Genomic DNA, 16384 nt, shown 5'->3' with positions numbered 1-16384 from the left:
GCGTGCCAGCCGGTGATGAGGCGGCCCTACGCCTGGTCGTCGTGTTCGAAGGAGTCCGCCGCCCCCTTGAGCCCGACGGAGTAGTAGTCGAGCAGATCGGTCTTCGTCACCACCGAACCGTCGACCCAGTCCCGTTGCGCCAGATAACCACCCTCGCCGGTGGCGAACTGATCGCCCATCTTGTCGTCGCCCCAGGCCGCACCCTCGGCCGCCAGATCGTTCTGCAGGGTCGACAACACCTTTTTCATTCTGGCGCTGACATCGTTGAGATGCTTGGAGGTGCCCCTCAACTCGGCCGGGGTCACACCGAACGGTCCCGACATGGATTCAGCTCCTCACCGTGGGAAAGGCGGATTCGTCCAGCCCGTCGTCGTCTCGTCCGCGCGGAGGGCCGATCGGGCCGTCGTGGCCCAGCACGGAGTCGGTCAGATCGCGTAGATCGGGTGCGCCGTCGACGATCTCGGACAGGGCGGGCATCATCCTGCGCCGCTCGCCGAGCGGAACCATCATGGCGGCCACCTCGTCTGCCGCGGCCTGTGCCGCCGACTGCGCGGCGGCGGTGAGGTGTTCGCCGAGTTCCTCGAATTCGAACTCGTCGAGGTAGGACTCGTCGATCGCGGTCCCGATGACATGCCCCTGGGCGTTGACGGTCACCACGACCAAGCCGTCGGCCGCCTCACCGGTCGCGGTGAGTTGGGCCTGTTCCTGTTGCATCGCCGCGATATCGGCCATCTGTTCGGAGACCAGAGCGAGCACCTCCGTCATCTGGTGCCGCATGGCATCGTTACTCAGCTGTCTCACCTCACCCGGCAACGTCGGAAACGGAATCGGATCAGTCTCCCAGATGCCGGAGTCCGCTGCCAGCGCGTTAGTCGAATCGGTATCGCGTTTCCCACATTTGGGTGACCTGCGGATGAACACATGGCGAATTGCCATGATCACTCATTCGCTCGCATCATGCTTTGCCGACGGCCGGTCGACATACGAGATTTCCTGGCCGGGTGCGCTAGCCGGCCGATAGCTCACGCCGGACCGTCGGTCGCCCACATAATTTGCCCGACGGACGTCAGCGTTGCTGGCGTCCACCCCGCAGCCGGGGGAACTTGTCGGCGACCGCCCCGGCCAGTTCCAGGTAGGCCTGCAGCGTGGCCGGGCTGAGCAGATCGAAATCGACGTCGGCCCCCTCGGCGAGGTGCGGATCGAACGGGATCATGTGCACCGAGCGGCAGCGGGCCTCGAAATGCTCGTAGACCTTCTCCAGCTTCAGCTTGACCGAGCCCGGTCGCGATGCGCTGAGCACCACATGCGCGTCCCGGACCAAGGTGGAATGGCCGTGCTGCATCAGCCAATCCAGGGTCGCCGACGCGCTGCGGGCGGCGTCGATCGCGGGCGAGGAGACCAGCACGATGGTGTGCGCGAGATCGAGCACACCGGCCATCGCGGAATGCATGATCCCGGTGCCGCAGTCGGTGAGGATGATGTTGTAGTAGTGGCACAGGATGTCGACCGTGCTCCGGTAGTCGGATTCGCCGAACACCTCTGAGACTGCCGGCTCCTGCTCGCTGGCCAGCACCTCCAACCGGCTACCGGCCAACCTGGTGTGCCTGCGCACATCGGCGTAACGCTCGATGCTCGGATCCGACAGCAGATCGCGCACCGTGGAGCCGCTCGACGCGTCCCTGACCCGTTCGGCCAGCGTGCCGCGGTCCGGGTTGGCGTCCACCGCGATGACCCGGTCATTGCGCATCATCGCCAGCGCCGACCCGAGCCCCAGCGTGGTCGTCGTCTTCCCGACCCCACCCTTGATCGAGAGCACCGCGATCCGGAAGTCACCCACGATCGGCTGGCGGATCTGCGCCAACAGATCCTCCCGCTCACGTTCCTTGCGCGATTCGCCCGGGTTGACCCGGCCGGCGCTGGCCCGGTGCACGGCGCGACGCCACCCCGATTGCGGGGCCGTGTGCGCGCGGCTCAGGATCCCGGCGTCGTCGAGCGAGGGCGGCACCGTCGAGAACTGTGCCGGGGCGCCGGCCGGCCGGTGCTCCACCGGGGCACCGCCGGGAGGTGGCGGGACCCAGCCGGGCGGCGGCGGTGGCGGGAACGGCATGGGCGGCAGCGGCAGCGGTGGCATCGGACCCGGCGGCAGCGGCGGCATGGGCAGCTGCGGTGGGGGCTGCCGACGGATCTCGGGGGCCGGGTCCTCGGGTTCGGGCCTGCGCTCGCGGACCGGCTCGGGCCCGCGGTCGGGCTCGTCCGAGCCGGCGGGCCGCGCGCCTGCGCTGAACCGCTCGGCGAACTCCCTCGATCCGATGGTGCTGTGCAACTGCCAGGGCGGCGGGGCGAGACGACGGACCGGCGCCTGCTCGGGTTCGGGCACCTGCAGTTCGTCGGTCACGTCATCGACATCAGCCGGGGGCGCCGCGGCGGGCGGATCGCTGCTCGGAGGCTCGGCGGCCGGGGGCTCGGTGGGCTCAGATGCGGCGTCGGCCTGCGGTGCGGCGTGCTCCCCGGAATCCTGCTGCGCCGACCGGTGCGCCGCGATCCGCTGCAGCAGCGCCGCCGCCCGGGCCTCGACCTCGTCGAGTTGATCAGGGTCCAGGTCGCCCAGCGACCCGGCCTGGTCGATCGGCCGCTTCTCCTCCGGCATCATTCCCCTCGCGATCTGCGCTGAGTTCGCCCCCGATGGTACGTACCACTCATCGGGGGCGCCGCCCGGCGGCGGCCACGGCCACCGCCGCCACCGCAAACACGAGACAGGCCGCGGTAACGCCGAAGACAATCCTGCGAGCCAGCACGTTACCCGGATCCGGGCGGGGCGGCCCGCTGATCGGTGCCGTCGCGGGAACGGCCCGGTCCTCGGCCCCCGACGGGACCTGGGAGGTCAGGGCCGCGACCGGATCGACCACCCCGAACCCGGTGGCCTGGTTGGGCCCGTTGCCCGGGGTTCTAGCGGTTCTCTCGACCAGCCGTTTGACCTCACCCGCGCTCAGGTTGGGGAACCGGGACCGGATGAGCGCCACCACGCCCGATACGAACGGGGTCGCGAAGCTGGTTCCGTTCAGCGGGGCCAGCCCCTGCTGGCCGAGTTGCGCGTTGATCAGCCCGGGCCCCGCCGAGTCCAGCGAGGTGATCCGCTCACCGGGGGCCGCCACCCGCAACCACGGCCCGTGCAGGCTGAAGTCGGCCGGGGTGGCCGATGTGGTCACCGCGCCGACCGCAAGGACGTAATCGTCGAACCAGGCCGGGCTGGCGATCGTGCTCACACTGCTCCAGCCGCTGTCCAGCGGCTGGTTCGGATCCCGCATGGTGTTCTGCGCGTTGCACATGCTCTGGGTGTTGAAGTTGCCCGCGGCGGCCACCACGACGACGTTGCGTTCGAACGCATCTCGCACCGCACGGCCGAGTGCGCCGTCGTCCAGGCTCGCCGCGACCGGGGCACACGCCACCTCGGACAGATTGATCACGGTGGCCCCGAGGTCCACCGCCCTGGTGATCGCCAGCGCCAGCGTCCTGGTGTTGCCGTAGCCGACCGAGGTGGCGTTGGGATCCTGATTCTGGCTGCTGCCGGTACCCGCGACGCTGTAGGCGCCGCTGTTCTGGCGGATGGACAGGATCGCGGCGTCCGGGGCGACCCCGGCGAAGCTGTCGCCGTCGGCCGGTTTCGCCGCGATGATCCCGGCCACCAGGGTGCCGTGCGCATCGCAGTCGACCAGCCCGTCGCTGTTGGACACGTAGTCGCCCCCGGCCTGCAGCTCAGGCAGCCGTGGATGCCGGTTCACCCCGGTGTCGATCACCGCCACCTTCTGTCCCGCGCCGCGCGAGAAGCGCCACGCCCTGCGGTACTCCAGCATGGCCTCGGCGCTGGTCTGCTTCGTGAAGTCGGTGCCGGGCAGTACGCCGGTCGGAACACCGCAGATCGTCTTCTGCTCGGTGGGTTCGGTCGGCGCGACCGGCCCGCTGTCCGGCGGTCCGGGTTCCACCACGGGCGGTGTGACGGCACCGGCCGGCGGTGCACCGAGGCCGGCCACCACGATCGTCAGCACCACACCCACCAGTGCGACGCCCCGCCGGACCCGCACTACCAGCCCATCCGCTCATACAGCCCGATCGGCCACAGGGCCAGCGGCAGCAACGCGGCAGCGGCCAGATACTCCAGGTAGGCGGCCGCGCTCCGGAGCCGCCCGGGCCGGGCGCCGCCCGCGGTCAGCACCCCGGCCAGGACGCCCGCCACGACCAGCACCGCCAGCACCGCCACCCCGGCGTACTGCAGCGGCCGGGCCGCGGACTGCGCCCGCACGCATGCCGTCAACACCAGGACGAGTGCGGGGGCCGCGAGAGCCGCCCGCTCCGGCCAGGTGTCGGCCCTGCGGCAGCGCAACGCCAGGACGGCGGCACACACCATGGCGAAAGCGAACGCCGCCCAGCCCGGATCGACCCCGATCAGGACGACCGACCCGACCAGAACGGCCGTCGCCAGACCGGCCAGCAGGCCGGACCGGGTCAGCACCGCCGAGTGCACCCGCGCCCAGACCTGTTCGGCACTCGGCATCGGGGCGACTGGTTCGGCTTCCGGTGCGGTGAACGGATCCTGTTCAGGCTTGGCACCGCGACGCGCGACCGTCACCGGGTAGTGGTCCAGCCGCGCGGTCAGCATCGGCACTATCAGGCAGCCCAGCACCGCGGCCGCGGCGACCGCGACGGCCAGCATATCGACCCGCCCGCCCAGCGCCCGGCCGCCGAATGCGGCCACCCCGAAGCCGAACAGCACCGCAGCCGTCACATAGGCCCAATGGCCCGCGCGGATCAGCCGGTGGCAGATCACGGTGAGTACCAACAGAACTCCGCATGCGACGGCCAGCCCGAGGACACCGTAGGGCGCCCCGGCCACCCAGCCGAGCGTGCCGGCGATCACCAGCACCGGCGGGCCCACCGCGGCCGCGATATCGGCCCGGTCCAACATCCGGCGCACGATCACCGCACCGGCCACCAACGCGACCACCGTGAACCCCGCGCCGCCGATGATCGCCGCCCGGTGCGCGGACACCTCGTCGGCGAGCAGCAGCAGAACCCATACCGCCGAGCACAGCCACAGGCCCGCGAACGCCATCACCGCCGCCGAGGTGGCGTCCCACGCCGCGTACGCCGCCCGATTGAGCCGGGCGGCCGCATCGACCACATCGTCGTAGAGCGTGGGCGGGGACAGCGCCCGGCGAGCCGAAAGGCGCAGCAGCTCACCGTTCTCGACGCCGGCCTGATGCAACGTCAGATCCGGGTCCAGCTCGGTGCCGCCATCGCGGCGCAGCACCCAGAAGGTCCGGCGCTCGTCGCGGTCGGCGAGATCCTCGTCGCGACCGGAGTCGCGGGATTTGATCAGCCGGGCCAGTTCCGGCAGGAACGCCGCGACCGGCACATCGGCCGGCAGCGCGACGTCGAGCTGGGTCCGGCCGCCCACCACCGAGACCCGGGTCGATTCCGGCGCCGCGGATACCACCCGGATCTCGCGGAGTTCCTCGACCCCGGTCACAGGTCAGGCATCCGGGACAGCTGGATGATGCCGCTCCTGGTGGTTCGCGAGACCAGCATGCCGCGGCCGGGCGGCATGGCGACGGCCTTGTATCCGCCGAACAGTCCGCCCTCCTCCTTGCTGCCGCTCATCACCAGACCGTTGCAGGTCAAATCCTTGAGGCGACCGACGATCGGGTCCATCATGGCCCGCCCGGCGCCGCCGCTGCGACGGGTGACCAGCACCCGCAAACCGATATCGCGGGCCTGCGGCAGGTATTCCACCAGCGGGCCCAGCGGGTGGCTCAGCGATCCGCCGGGGATCAGGTCGTAGTCGTCGATCATCACGAACAGGTCCGGACCCGACCACCAGGACCGCTCCTTGAGCTGCTGCTGGGTGATGTCATCGGGCGGCAGCCGGTCCTTGAGCGCACCGGCCAGCGCCGTCATCAGGTCCGTGCACGACTGCGGGGCGGTGGCGTAGCCGCCGAGGTACTCGTCGGGAACGACGCCGAGCATCGATCGCCGGAAATCGACGAGGATGATCTTGGCCTCGACCGGGGTGGCGTTCTCCATCACACCGGCCGCGATGTTGCGCAGCAGCCCGGTCTTGCCGCACTCGGTGTCGGCGAACGCCACCAGATGCGGCTGGGCGTCGAAATCCAGGACCACCGGCGCCAATTCGTCCTCGTTGAGCCCGATCGCGATGCGGGACCTGCTGAGCTGCCCGGCTTCACCGGCCGCGCGGATCACCGCGGCCCGGTCCACATCGTGGGGCAGCATCCGGACCCGCGGCGCCTCGCGATCCTGGTAGTGGATGCGCACCGCCTCGACCGCGCCGGCCACCCCGGAGGGCAGATCCTCGACGTCGGAGCTGGAGTCCAGCCGGGGCAGCCCGATCAGCAGGTGCAGCCGCTCGGAATTGATACCTCGGCCGGGCCTGCCGACCGGGACCAGCTCGGCCGCGCGGCGTGCCACCTCGCTGTCGATCGGGTCGCCGAGCCGGAGCTCGATCCGGGTGCCCAGCATGTCCTTCACGGCCGGGCGGATCTCCATCCATCGCGATGCCGAGATGGCCAGGTGCACACCGTAGGACAGGCCCTGGATGGCCAGCGACTGCAGCACCGGATCCAGCGATTCGAAATCGCTCTTGATCGAGGCCCAGCCGTCGATGACCAGGACCACGTCACCGAATCTGTCCTGGCTCAACGGGTCCGCGGCGGCTTCGGCCGGAGGCAGTGTGGCCAGCCGGGCCTTGCGCTGCCGGAAGTCGCGCATGGACTCGATGTTCAGGTCGCGGAACAGTTGCTCGCGGGCCCGCAGCACCCCGGCCACCTCGGCGACCGTGCGCCGGATCCCGTCGGAGTCCATCCGGCCGGCCACCCCGCCGACGTGCGGCAGTTTGGCCAGGCTGGCCAGCGTGCCACCGCCGAAGTCCAGACAGTAGAACTGCAGCTGTTCGGGGGTGTGGGTGGCTGCGGCGGCCATCATCAGCGTCCGCAGCGTGGTGGACTTGCCCGACTGCGGCCCGCCGACCACCGCCACGTTGCCCTGTGCACCGGCCAGGTCGACCATCAGCACGTCGCGGCGCTGATCGTAGGGCCGGTCCACCACACCCATCGGCATCCACAGCCGCCCGTTGATGTTCTGAGGTGAGGACCAATCCGATTCCGGCAGCAGCTCGTTGACCGCCGGGCTGTCGTCGAGCGGGGGCAGCCACACCTCGTGGGCCGGGCGGCCGTGTCCCCGCAACCGGCTGACCACCATACCGAGCAGCGTGGTCTTGACGGGTGCGGAGGGCCCCCGGTCCTGATCCGGCTTGGGCGCCTCGGGCGGCGGGGCCGGTTTGGCGGGCAGCGGATCCTTCTTGACCGGTGTCGCGGTGAACAGCTTGGGCGCCAGCGCGCCGAGGTGGGTCACCCGCCCGGCCTGCACCGACACCCGAGGTTTGACGTACTCCCCCGAGACATAGCTGGCGTTGAACCGGATCGGTTCGGATGCATCGCATTTCAGGAACGCCGAGCCGGGGACGCTGGGCAGGTGGTAGGCGTCGGGCACGCCGAGCACGCTGCGCGACTCGCCCGCCGAGAAGGTCTTCAGGCCGATCCGGTAGGACAGGTGGGAATCCAGCCCCCGCAGCTTGCCCTCCTCCAGCCGCTGCGAAGCCAGCAGCAGATGCATGTGCAGCGATCGGCCCAGCCGGCCGATCATCACGAACAGCTCGGCGAAATCCGGCTTCTGGGACAACAGTTCGGAGAACTCGTCCACCACGATGAACAGGGCGGGCAGCGGGTCCAGGTCGGCGCCGTTGGCCCTGGCGCGTTCGTACTCGGTGACATTGGGGAAGTTCCCCGAAGCGCGCAGCAGTTCCTGGCGCCGGTTCATCTCACCGGCCAGCGCGTCGCGCATCCGGTCCACCATCGTCAGCTCGTCTTCGAGGTTGGTGATGATGGCCGCGATGTGGGCGATCCCGTCCAGGCCCAGGAACGTGGCGCCGCCCTTGAAGTCGACCAGCACCAGGTTGAGCGCCTCAGGGGAATGCGAGGTGATCATCGACAACACCAGGGTGCGAAGGAATTCCGACTTGCCCGACCCGGTCGCACCGATGCAGAGACCGTGTGGCCCCATCCCGAACTCGGCCGCCTCCTTGATGTCGAGTTCGATCGGCTGACCGTTGGGTGTGATACCGATCGGCACCCGCAGCCGCTCCCGCGGTGAGCGTTGCCGCCACACCTGTTCCGGCACGATGGCCGCGGCGTCGGGGATCTTCAGCAGTGCCATCAGGCCGGGGTCCACCGCCCTGGAGTCGGCCTCCAGGCTGACGATGTGGGCGGCGTTGGCCGGCCGGTACCGGCCGATCCGCCTGGCCGTCGTCTCGGCCTCGGCCAGGGTGATCGCGTCCGGGGTGGCGAACCGTTCCACACCCACCGCGGTGCGCGCCGCCACATCCTCGCCGTCCACCACGAGCTGCAGGCTGCGGCGCGCGCTCGCGCCGGTGCGCGGGCCGTTCAGGTCGAGCAGTGTCACGCTGTCCAGGCCGGCGTCGGTGACCAACTGCTCGTCACCGGTGACGAACCCGTCGTCGAGCACGACGACGAGTTGTTTGAGACCCTGGGCGGGCTGGGCGTTGCGGGTGAAGCGGCCACGCTCGGCCAGATCGGCCGAGAGCGCGGTCTCCATCAGTTCCAGGGTGGGAAACAGCAGCCGCATCGACCCCATGCCGTCACGGGTCACCGAATGCTGGGCATGGGGCAGCCATTTGGTCCAGCTCCAGTTCTCACCGTCGGGGTTGGCCGTGACCACCGCGACCTGGACATGGTCGGGACCGTGAAAGGTGCACAGCTCCAACACCATGGACCGGACCAGCTGCTGGGCCAGCCTGCGCTCGCCTTCGAACGTGATGGTCGGGAATGCCCGCAGCGACACCGCGGTGGGCAGCGCGTGCACCACCGAATGGGTCTTGACGAATCGGCGCAGCGCCACCGTCGACACCGGTTCCAGATCCTCGGGCGGCCCGGTCTCGGGGGCCAGCAGCCGGGTGGCCAGCCGGTGGGTGCCGATGCCGACCCGGACATGGCAGTAGTCGGCGTCGCTGGGCCGCCGCTCCCACATCCGGCGGGTGCCCACCACATCGCTCAGTGCCCGTGGATCGGGATGGCTCCACTCCAGCGCGGTGCGTTGGTCGGTACCGGTGTCGTCGGCCTCCTCGCGAAGGTTGGCGAGGTAACTGAAGTAGTCCTTGCGTTCCTCGTTGAGTTCGGCGGCGGCTTTGCCGTTGCCGCGGTTACCACCCATGAACATGCCGACCATCGACATGACCATCATCATCGGGAAGATCAGGAACATCGGACTTCTGGCCATGTCACGACCCCCGACCGTGACCATCAGCGCGATCATGCCGATCACGGCGACCAGCATGACGAACGGCATCAGGCGCAGCAGCAGGTTGCCGGGGATCGCGCGGGGTACCTCCGGCGGCGGCGCCAGATTGACCTCGCCGCCGGGCATGCGCGGCGGCGCCACCCTCAGGCGGCGTACAAAACCCTGCGTACTCACCCTTCCCTCCCCGGAAGCTGCGCAGACGAATGGCTGGGTATTGTCAGTTTCGATCGCTGCCGATCAGTGCCGAGCAATCCCATTGCGCAGGAGGCCGACTGGATTGTGACTCTACCGCCCTCGTTATCGACACTTGAATCCGAACTCGATCCGGAAGCCGAGTCCGAGCCGGAACTGAGCCGGCTGACGCTCGTGGTCGGCGAACTCACCGTCGACGTGGGCCTTCCCGCCCAGGTCGCCATCGTCGAGTACGTCGGCGCGGTGATCGATATCGCGAACGAACAGATCGCCGCCCACCAGGCCGGCAGCTCGGAGTCCAGCACCGTCGAGTTCGACTCGGTCGACGGTCAGTGGACGCTGGCGCCGCTGGGCGGCGACCCGATCGATCCGCAGCGGTCGCTGGGCGAAGCCGGGATCTACGACGGCGACCTGCTGATGATCCGCGCGGTCGGCCAGCCGGTCAGCCCGCTGCTGTTCGACGACGTCGACGACACGACCACCGGGCAGGCGCACGCCGTGCAGGCCTGGTTCGCCGACAACGCGCGGGCACTGACGTGGTTCGGCATCGCCATGGCCGGCGCCACCACACTGGCCGGGGTGGCGGCAGGCTGGGCCGGCATGCCTGCGGTGCCCGCCGTGGTGCTCGCCCTCGGCGCGATCGGGGTGTTCCTGGCCTGCCTGGTGGCGCACCGGGCACCGGGCACACCGGTGTCGTCCTGGATCGCCGCGGTCTCGGTGCCGCTGGTGTTCGGCGGCTCGATCTACCTGGTACCCGGCGGTTACGGCGCGACATCGCTGCCGATGGCGTTCGCGCTGACCGCGCTGGGCTCACTGCTGGTCCTGCTCGTCTCCGGGACCGGTTCCGCCCTGCACACCGCGATCATCGCGCTGTGCACCTTCGGCGGAGTCAGCGGTACCGCGATGTTGCTGAGCGATCCGCCGCCGCGCACCGTCGGCGCTTTGCTCGCCATGGTCGCCGTTATCGTGGTCTACCTGGCGCCGCGGGTGACCATCGGGCTGTCGAAGCTGCCGATCCCGCGGGTGCCGACGGCTGGCGAACCGCTCGACGACATCGAGACCCAGGGCGGGATCGGCGTCGAGGGCGTCAACGCGCTCGGCAAACAGATCATCCCCACCGAACAGGATCTGATCGCCCGGGTCCGACGGGCCAACCAACACCTCACCGGAATCCTGGTCGCCGCGGCACTCGCGGCGACCGTCGGCTGCTACCTCGCGGTGGATGTGACCAACGGGTTCTACTGGCAGGGAACGGTTTTCGCGATGATGGTGGCGACCGTGCTGTGCCTGCGCGGGCGCAGCCACCACGATCTGGTGCAGTCGGCGACGCTGATCGGCAGCGGCCTGACCATCGCCGTCGGGGTGATCGTCAAGACCGCGCTGTACGTGGAGAACTGGCAGGTTCGCTCGGTCGTCGCGCTCGGCGCGCTGACCGTGCTGATCCTGGCCTGCGGCCTGGTGGCGCCGCGCCGCGAATTCTCGCCGGTGGCGCGGCGTCAGGTCGAGATTCTGGAGTACCTGGCCGTCGGATCGCTGTTCCCGCTGTGCTTCTGGATCATCCGGATGTACGCGTTCTTCCGCGAGCTGCGGCTCTGACGCCCTGGGCGTCTAGCGCGCCGACACCGGGGCGCTGTCGGGGTCGGCGGCCATGCCGTCGTGGGCGACCAGCGCGGCCTCCTGGGACAGGTCCGGCCCGGCGGGAAGCAGCGACAGCACCGGCCACGGCGCCCACTGCGGTGCGTTGGTCGGCCCGTCGGAGATCTTGACGCCGGTCACGCCGAGCGCATCGGCGGTGGGCGGATCCTTGATGTGGTAGCGCACCCCGGTATCGGAGACGTAGAACAGCTGACCGGTCGACCGGCTGTCCGGATCGCCGCCGGTGGCCTGTACGTATTCGCCGGCTCCCGGGGTCAGGTACACCGAGTCGACCGCGGGCCCGCTCCCGTCGGCGCCGGCCAGCCGGACCAGCTGGGCGCCGTCGGCGGTCGGCAACCGATGGCCGACCAGCAGCCGCACCGTGGCCTCGGCATCGGTGTTGGACCGCTGCCAGCCCATGCACACCACCCGGTCGGGGTCGGGCTCGACGATGCGCGGCGGGTTCGACGGATAGTGGTCGACCGCGAGCCGGTGCACCGTCGGCGCCTCGGCCAGCACCCCGGCGGCGATCTCGTCGACCCCACCGCTCGACACCTCGCCGGATGCGCTGTAGCGGATGATGTCGGCGGTGGCCTGCGAGATCGGCTGCAGACCCTCGCGCAGCACCACGTAGAGCTGTTCACCGCGCGAGTCGACGGATTTGACGATGCTGCCGACCCGATGCTCGGGCCCCAGCAGCGGGCTGGGCTCGCCCGAACCCTCGACCGTCACCGGGATGATCGGGGCGACCAGCGGAAACGAATTCAGCAGCGACATCGACATCGGCCGAGCCGAGGCACCCTGCAGGTGCAGGCCGTTGACCAGCACCGGATCCGATGCGTCGACCGGGGCCCGCACCCCGCGGTACACCAGGTAAGTGGTCGCACCCGCCCGGGTCAGCACCGCCTCGTCGGGATCCACGGGGCGGATTCCGTTGCCGAGCACCGGGTCGTTGGCCAGGACCGTGGTCTGCAGGCTCGACGTACCGGTGGCCTCGGTGACGCCGGGGGTCTGCAGGTTGTCGCACACCGTCCATGACGATCTGGCCATATCGTCGCCGCCGTTGATGCTCGCGGGCGCGCCCACCACGCCGACCATCGGCCCACGGGGCAACGCGTCAAGGAACTTCTCGTCGACCTGCTTGGGACTGTCGTTCTTGCCGACGATCAACCGCGCCGAGGCCAGGTTCAGGACGGGATGCACCTGGTCGCCGATCCGCACGTAGGGGGCGCCGCTGGTCTTGCTCAGCACGATCTGGGCGTCGCCGATGTTGGGCGAGGGTTTGAAGAACGCCATCACGGTGGCGGCGCCGGTGATCAGGACGGCGATCACCAGGCCCACGATCAGTGCCCGCGTCTGACCCCGCATCGGATCGTGGATCATCCGGGAGTCGCCGCGGATCAGCGCGTGCTCGAGCCTGCGGATCAGAAACCGGTAGCCGTTGACCTGCGCGCGAGTGGTCACCTGCGCTGGCATGGGGCTCCCGTCGCGGTCGGGGGAAGGCGTGCACCGTAGGGTATAGCACGTCAACATCACCCCGACAGCTCATCCTGGCTGGTGACCACTGAAATGCGGTGTGCGCATTGACTTTCGCATCAGCGGATACGGCTGACAAAACGCAGGTGACGACCGCGGGCGAGATCGGCCCGCAGCGGTTCGTCCCGCTGGCCGATGTGATCGCGCTGCAGGTGCTCGCCGTGGTCGGGACGGTGATCGCGTTTGTCCTGCACAAACCGGGTTGGCAGGGCGCCGCGGTGGGCCTGGCCGTAGGGCTGGTGCTGGTGGTGCCGGTCGTCGGCGGCAGCACGGTGCCGCGCGCACTGGCGCTGCGCTGGGGTTTTCGCCGGGACCGCAGGCGCAGGGCCGCCGCGACCATGCCCGCCGACCCTTTCGACGTGCCGACATCGGATGGTCAGCAGATCGGATTCCGTTGGAACGGCACCACGTTGCTGTCCCTGATCAGGATCGACGAGAATCCGCGGGCCTTGACCGTGCTGGAACCGGGGATGACGGTCTCCGGGGAGATGGTGCCGGTCGGGGCGATGCTGGACTGCCTGCGCCAGTTCGACATCACCCTGGAATCCATCGACATCCTCAGTCAGGGTGCCCGTTCGGCCGGGCACACCGACGTCGCCGCGGTCTACGACTCGGTGCTGGGCCCGCTACCGGCCATCGCCCACCGCACCGTGTGGATCGCGGTGCGGTTCAACCCGTCGCGCTGCGCCGAGGCGGTCCGGCGCCGCGGCGGCGGCAGCGACGGCATCCTGCGCACCGCGACCACCGCGACCCGGCGGGTGGCCAACCGCCTCGCCGAGGCCGGGCTGCAACCGCAGTTACTCACCGCGAGCGGTATCGCGGTGGCCACCAACCAGCTCGGCGACGGGGTCGACCTCGGCTCGGTCGAGGAAACCTGGGAGGACTGCCGGGAGGGCAATTTCCGGCTGTGCAGCTTCGCGGTCCGGCCCCACCTGCTGACCACGGCGGGCCTCGGGCTGCTGTGGACGGTGCCCAGCTATTCGACGACGCTGTGCCTGTCGCTGCGGGAGGACACCGAACGGGACCTGATCCAGGTGCGGGGCCTGGTCCGCTTCGACAGTGACGTTCGGGTCCCCACCCAGCTGCGCGGCCTCACCCCGCTGCGCGGCAGGCAGTTCTCGGCCCTGGCTGCCACGCTGCCGATCCCGGCCGCCGCGGGCCTGACCCGCCCGATCGAACACTGGGCGTCGGGACCCCACGATTCCCCGCTGGGCGAACTGGCGGTTCCCGCGTCGGGCTGCGGGCAGGTGATCGGGGCGAACGAGGAAGGCCGGGCGGTCGCACTTCCGGTGTTCGGCCCGCAGATCCGCCGGGTGGAGATCCTGGGCACGCTGCACCTGGCGCAGCAGGTGGTGCTGCGGTCGCTGGCGCTGGGGGCCAGGGTGCTGGTGCACACCCGGCGTCCGGCCCATTGGCGCAGCATGGTGCAGGCGGTCGGCCACCACGACCTGTTGTGGGTCGCCGACTTCAACCGGCGGGCGCTGCAGGCCGGCTCGGAGCGCAACTACACCGTGGAGATGTTCGACGGTATCCCCGAGCAGGCCGTCCGGGTGGGGGTGACCGCGATGACCGTCGCCCCGCCGAACACCCCACCGTCCACCAGGGCCGATGTCGTCCTCGATCTGATCTCGCCGCGGCACGACACGGTCCGGGTCAGCACCCAGGACGGATCGGCGATCGTCACCATGGTGGCCACCGACGACGAGATGCGCTATCTGCGGTCCTCGGCAGGCAGCATCGACTGATCCGTCGCGGCGGTGCGCTAACGTGGGCCACGCGCACCTCCGGATCGACGAAACCCAGGAGTGATCGTGGTCTATTCGCCCGTCTGCCGGAACCTGTACAACGCGGTGGCCGTGCTGGGTGTGGCCGGTTACGGCGTCGCACTGGGAGCGGCCGCCGACGGGGACGCCATGGGCTGGCCGGTGCGGTTCGCGGCGCTGGCCGCGCTGGCGGCGGTCATCGGCCTGATCGCCAGACAATCCGCCCTCCCGCATGCGACCGCGATCCTGGCCGGCGTGGGATTTCTGGACGGTCTGTGGAGCGTCGTGACCACCTCGGCGGGCTGGTCCCCGATGGTGACGGTGATTTTGAACGGTCTGCAGGCGGTCGCGGCCGTCGCGGCGCTGATCCTGCTGCCCAAGCCCGAACCCAGCGCCAACGAGGCCTACTTCGACTACTACAACCAGGCCGTGCGGCAGTACTACGGTCAACTGGACGCGGCCCAGCGCGGCGCCTACGGGCAGGCCTACGACCAGTCCTACGGTCAGGCCCAGGGGCAGGCCTACGGGGACGCCTACGGCCAGGCCCAGACCGGGGCCCAGAACCGAGCCCCGGCCCAGACCACGACACAGTACGGCGACTACGCCGATCTGCTTACCCCGCAACAGGATTACGGCAGGCCCACGTCCAACGCACCCGCCGATCCCGCCGCGGCGGCCCCGCCTCCGGGCCGGGCCGGGGCCGGGCCCGCCCAGTCGCCGGGTGCCCCGGCACGCGCCGACGATTCGGCCCGCCCGAGCTGGCCGCAGTAGCGGTCAGCGGCGCGGCCGCGTCGTCCGGTGCAGCAGCCATGCCGCGGGCACCGTGGCCGCCAGCGTCACGGCGAACAGCACCGTCGCCGATCCGGTGTAGACGGGCCAGCCCAGCACCAGCTCCATCACCAGATCCATCGCGACCACATGCACCAGGAAAATCTCGTAGGAGATCTCCCCCAGCCACACCATCGGCCTGCTGCCCATCAGACGCGGGTACCGACCGGTGTCGCCGAGCGCGAGCGGGGCCACCACAAGAGTCGCGATGACCGCATAGAAAAGCACCTTGAACAGGTCTTCGGACAGGCTCAGGCGCACCGCCGTCGTGGTGCCCGCGATCGGTGTGGACACCACCAGATAGCAGACCAGCGCGAGCGGCAGCGCGGCCAGCGCATAGCAGCGCACCTCCATCGCGGCCAGCACGGCCAGCGTCATCCCGCCGACGAACCACACCAGATAGTGCGGTAGCCAGGTCCCGGCGCCGACCGGCAGCCACCCGGTGCCGTGCAGTACCACCAGCCAGATCGGGCTGACCGCGGCGAGCGCCGCGAGACCGACCAACAGCAGGCCCGGCCGGAACCTGCGCCGGCACAGCACCACCAAGAGCAGATAGCCGAGTAATGGCAGTACCGCGTAGAACGCCACCTCGACGGCCAAGCTCCACATCTGACTCAGGCCCTGGTGCAGGTAGTCGGTGAAGTAGTGGTCGCTGTAGATCTGGGTCAGGCTGAGATTGCGGATCAGACCGGCCCAGGTGTGGCCGGGATTGGGTTGCACGGGCCGCAGCTCGTAGATCCCGTAGACGATCAGGACCGTCACCAGATAGGCGGGCATGATGCGGCGTAACCGATTTCGCGCATATCGCGAAACACTCGGTGCGCCAGTACCGTTCACCGCGGCGCGGACCCAGGGGCGGAACAGCAGCAACCCGGAGAGCACGAAGAAGATCGCCACCCCGACCTCGAGCCGGGCACTCGCCAGGCCCAGATATCCAGCCGACAGCAGACCGGTGCCGTAGGCCGCGTGGGTTGCCAGCACCGTCAGGGCGGCCTGGAGCAGGTTGCCGGGGCGGACCGGGTCCGTGCCTTGACCGGGGTGCGGGC

General features: G+C 69.9%; 10 protein-coding genes and 1 pseudogene. 3 read left to right on the top strand and 8 right to left on the bottom strand.

The window, feature by feature from the left end; genetic code table 11:
• Positions 1 to 26 precede the first annotated feature (26 nt).
• The 6 genes and pseudogenes from ACWDTP_RS19030 to eccCa form a co-directional block, all read right to left on the bottom strand.
• Positions 27 to 323, bottom strand: coding sequence for a WXG100 family type VII secretion target (locus ACWDTP_RS19030; RefSeq protein WP_450022500.1), 297 nt, complete (start codon positions 321 to 323; stop codon positions 27 to 29).
• A gap of 4 nt (positions 324 to 327) precedes the next feature.
• A complete protein-coding gene (locus ACWDTP_RS19025; protein WP_450022499.1) occupies positions 328 to 765 on the bottom strand; it encodes a YbaB/EbfC family nucleoid-associated protein in 438 nt (145 codons plus the stop codon).
• A 301-nt stretch (positions 766 to 1066) separates the two neighbouring features.
• Positions 1067 to 2656: pseudogene (locus ACWDTP_RS19020) on the bottom strand (MinD/ParA family ATP-binding protein); the annotation flags it as partial.
• Positions 2657 to 2696: 40 nt separating this feature from the next.
• Complete coding sequence (gene mycP / locus ACWDTP_RS19015) at positions 2697 to 4079, bottom strand: type VII secretion-associated serine protease mycosin (protein ID WP_450022497.1); 1383 nt, start codon at positions 4077 to 4079, stop codon at positions 2697 to 2699.
• The gene (gene eccD, locus ACWDTP_RS19010; protein WP_450022495.1) at positions 4079 to 5524 is read right to left on the bottom strand and encodes a type VII secretion integral membrane protein EccD; all 1446 of its coding nucleotides are present in this window, start codon (positions 5522 to 5524) and stop codon (positions 4079 to 4081) included. The genes mycP and eccD (ACWDTP_RS19010) overlap by 1 nt, the downstream gene beginning before the upstream one ends.
• Positions 5521 to 9558: a type VII secretion protein EccCa gene (gene eccCa, locus ACWDTP_RS19005; protein ID WP_450022493.1), complete on the bottom strand. Its 4038-nt coding sequence runs from the start codon at positions 9556 to 9558 to the stop codon at positions 5521 to 5523. Before eccCa ends, eccD (ACWDTP_RS19010) begins: the two co-directional genes overlap by 4 nt.
• 105 nt (positions 9559 to 9663) lie before the next feature.
• On the opposite strand from eccCa, the gene eccD (ACWDTP_RS19000) reads away from it, so the two are divergent.
• A complete protein-coding gene (gene eccD, locus ACWDTP_RS19000; RefSeq protein WP_450022491.1) occupies positions 9664 to 11172 on the top strand; it encodes a type VII secretion integral membrane protein EccD in 1509 nt (502 codons plus the stop codon).
• 12 nt (positions 11173 to 11184) lie between these two features.
• Here the strand turns inward: eccD (ACWDTP_RS19000) and eccB are convergent, their stop codons facing one another.
• Complete coding sequence (eccB, locus tag ACWDTP_RS18995) at positions 11185 to 12675, bottom strand: type VII secretion protein EccB (RefSeq protein ID WP_450022489.1); 1491 nt, start codon at positions 12673 to 12675, stop codon at positions 11185 to 11187.
• A 158-nt stretch (positions 12676 to 12833) separates the two neighbouring features.
• Between eccB and eccE the strand changes: the two genes are divergently transcribed.
• Complete coding sequence (gene eccE, locus ACWDTP_RS18990; RefSeq protein WP_450022488.1) at positions 12834 to 14492, top strand: type VII secretion protein EccE; 1659 nt, start codon at positions 12834 to 12836, stop codon at positions 14490 to 14492.
• 66 nt (positions 14493 to 14558) lie between these two features.
• Positions 14559 to 15281, top strand: a complete 723-nt coding sequence (locus ACWDTP_RS18985; protein ID WP_450022486.1) for a DUF5336 domain-containing protein — start codon at positions 14559 to 14561, stop codon at positions 15279 to 15281.
• A 3-nt stretch (positions 15282 to 15284) separates the two neighbouring features.
• Here ACWDTP_RS18985 and ACWDTP_RS18980 read toward each other — a convergent pair.
• Positions 15285 to 16384: acyltransferase family protein (locus ACWDTP_RS18980; protein ID WP_450022484.1), on the bottom strand; the 1100-nt coding region annotated here is incomplete at its 5' end.

This window comes from Mycobacterium sp. NPDC003449 (assembly GCF_053588415.1).
Note: the sequence above shows the minus strand (reverse complement) of the source record. Positions and strands in the feature narration are given on the sequence as shown.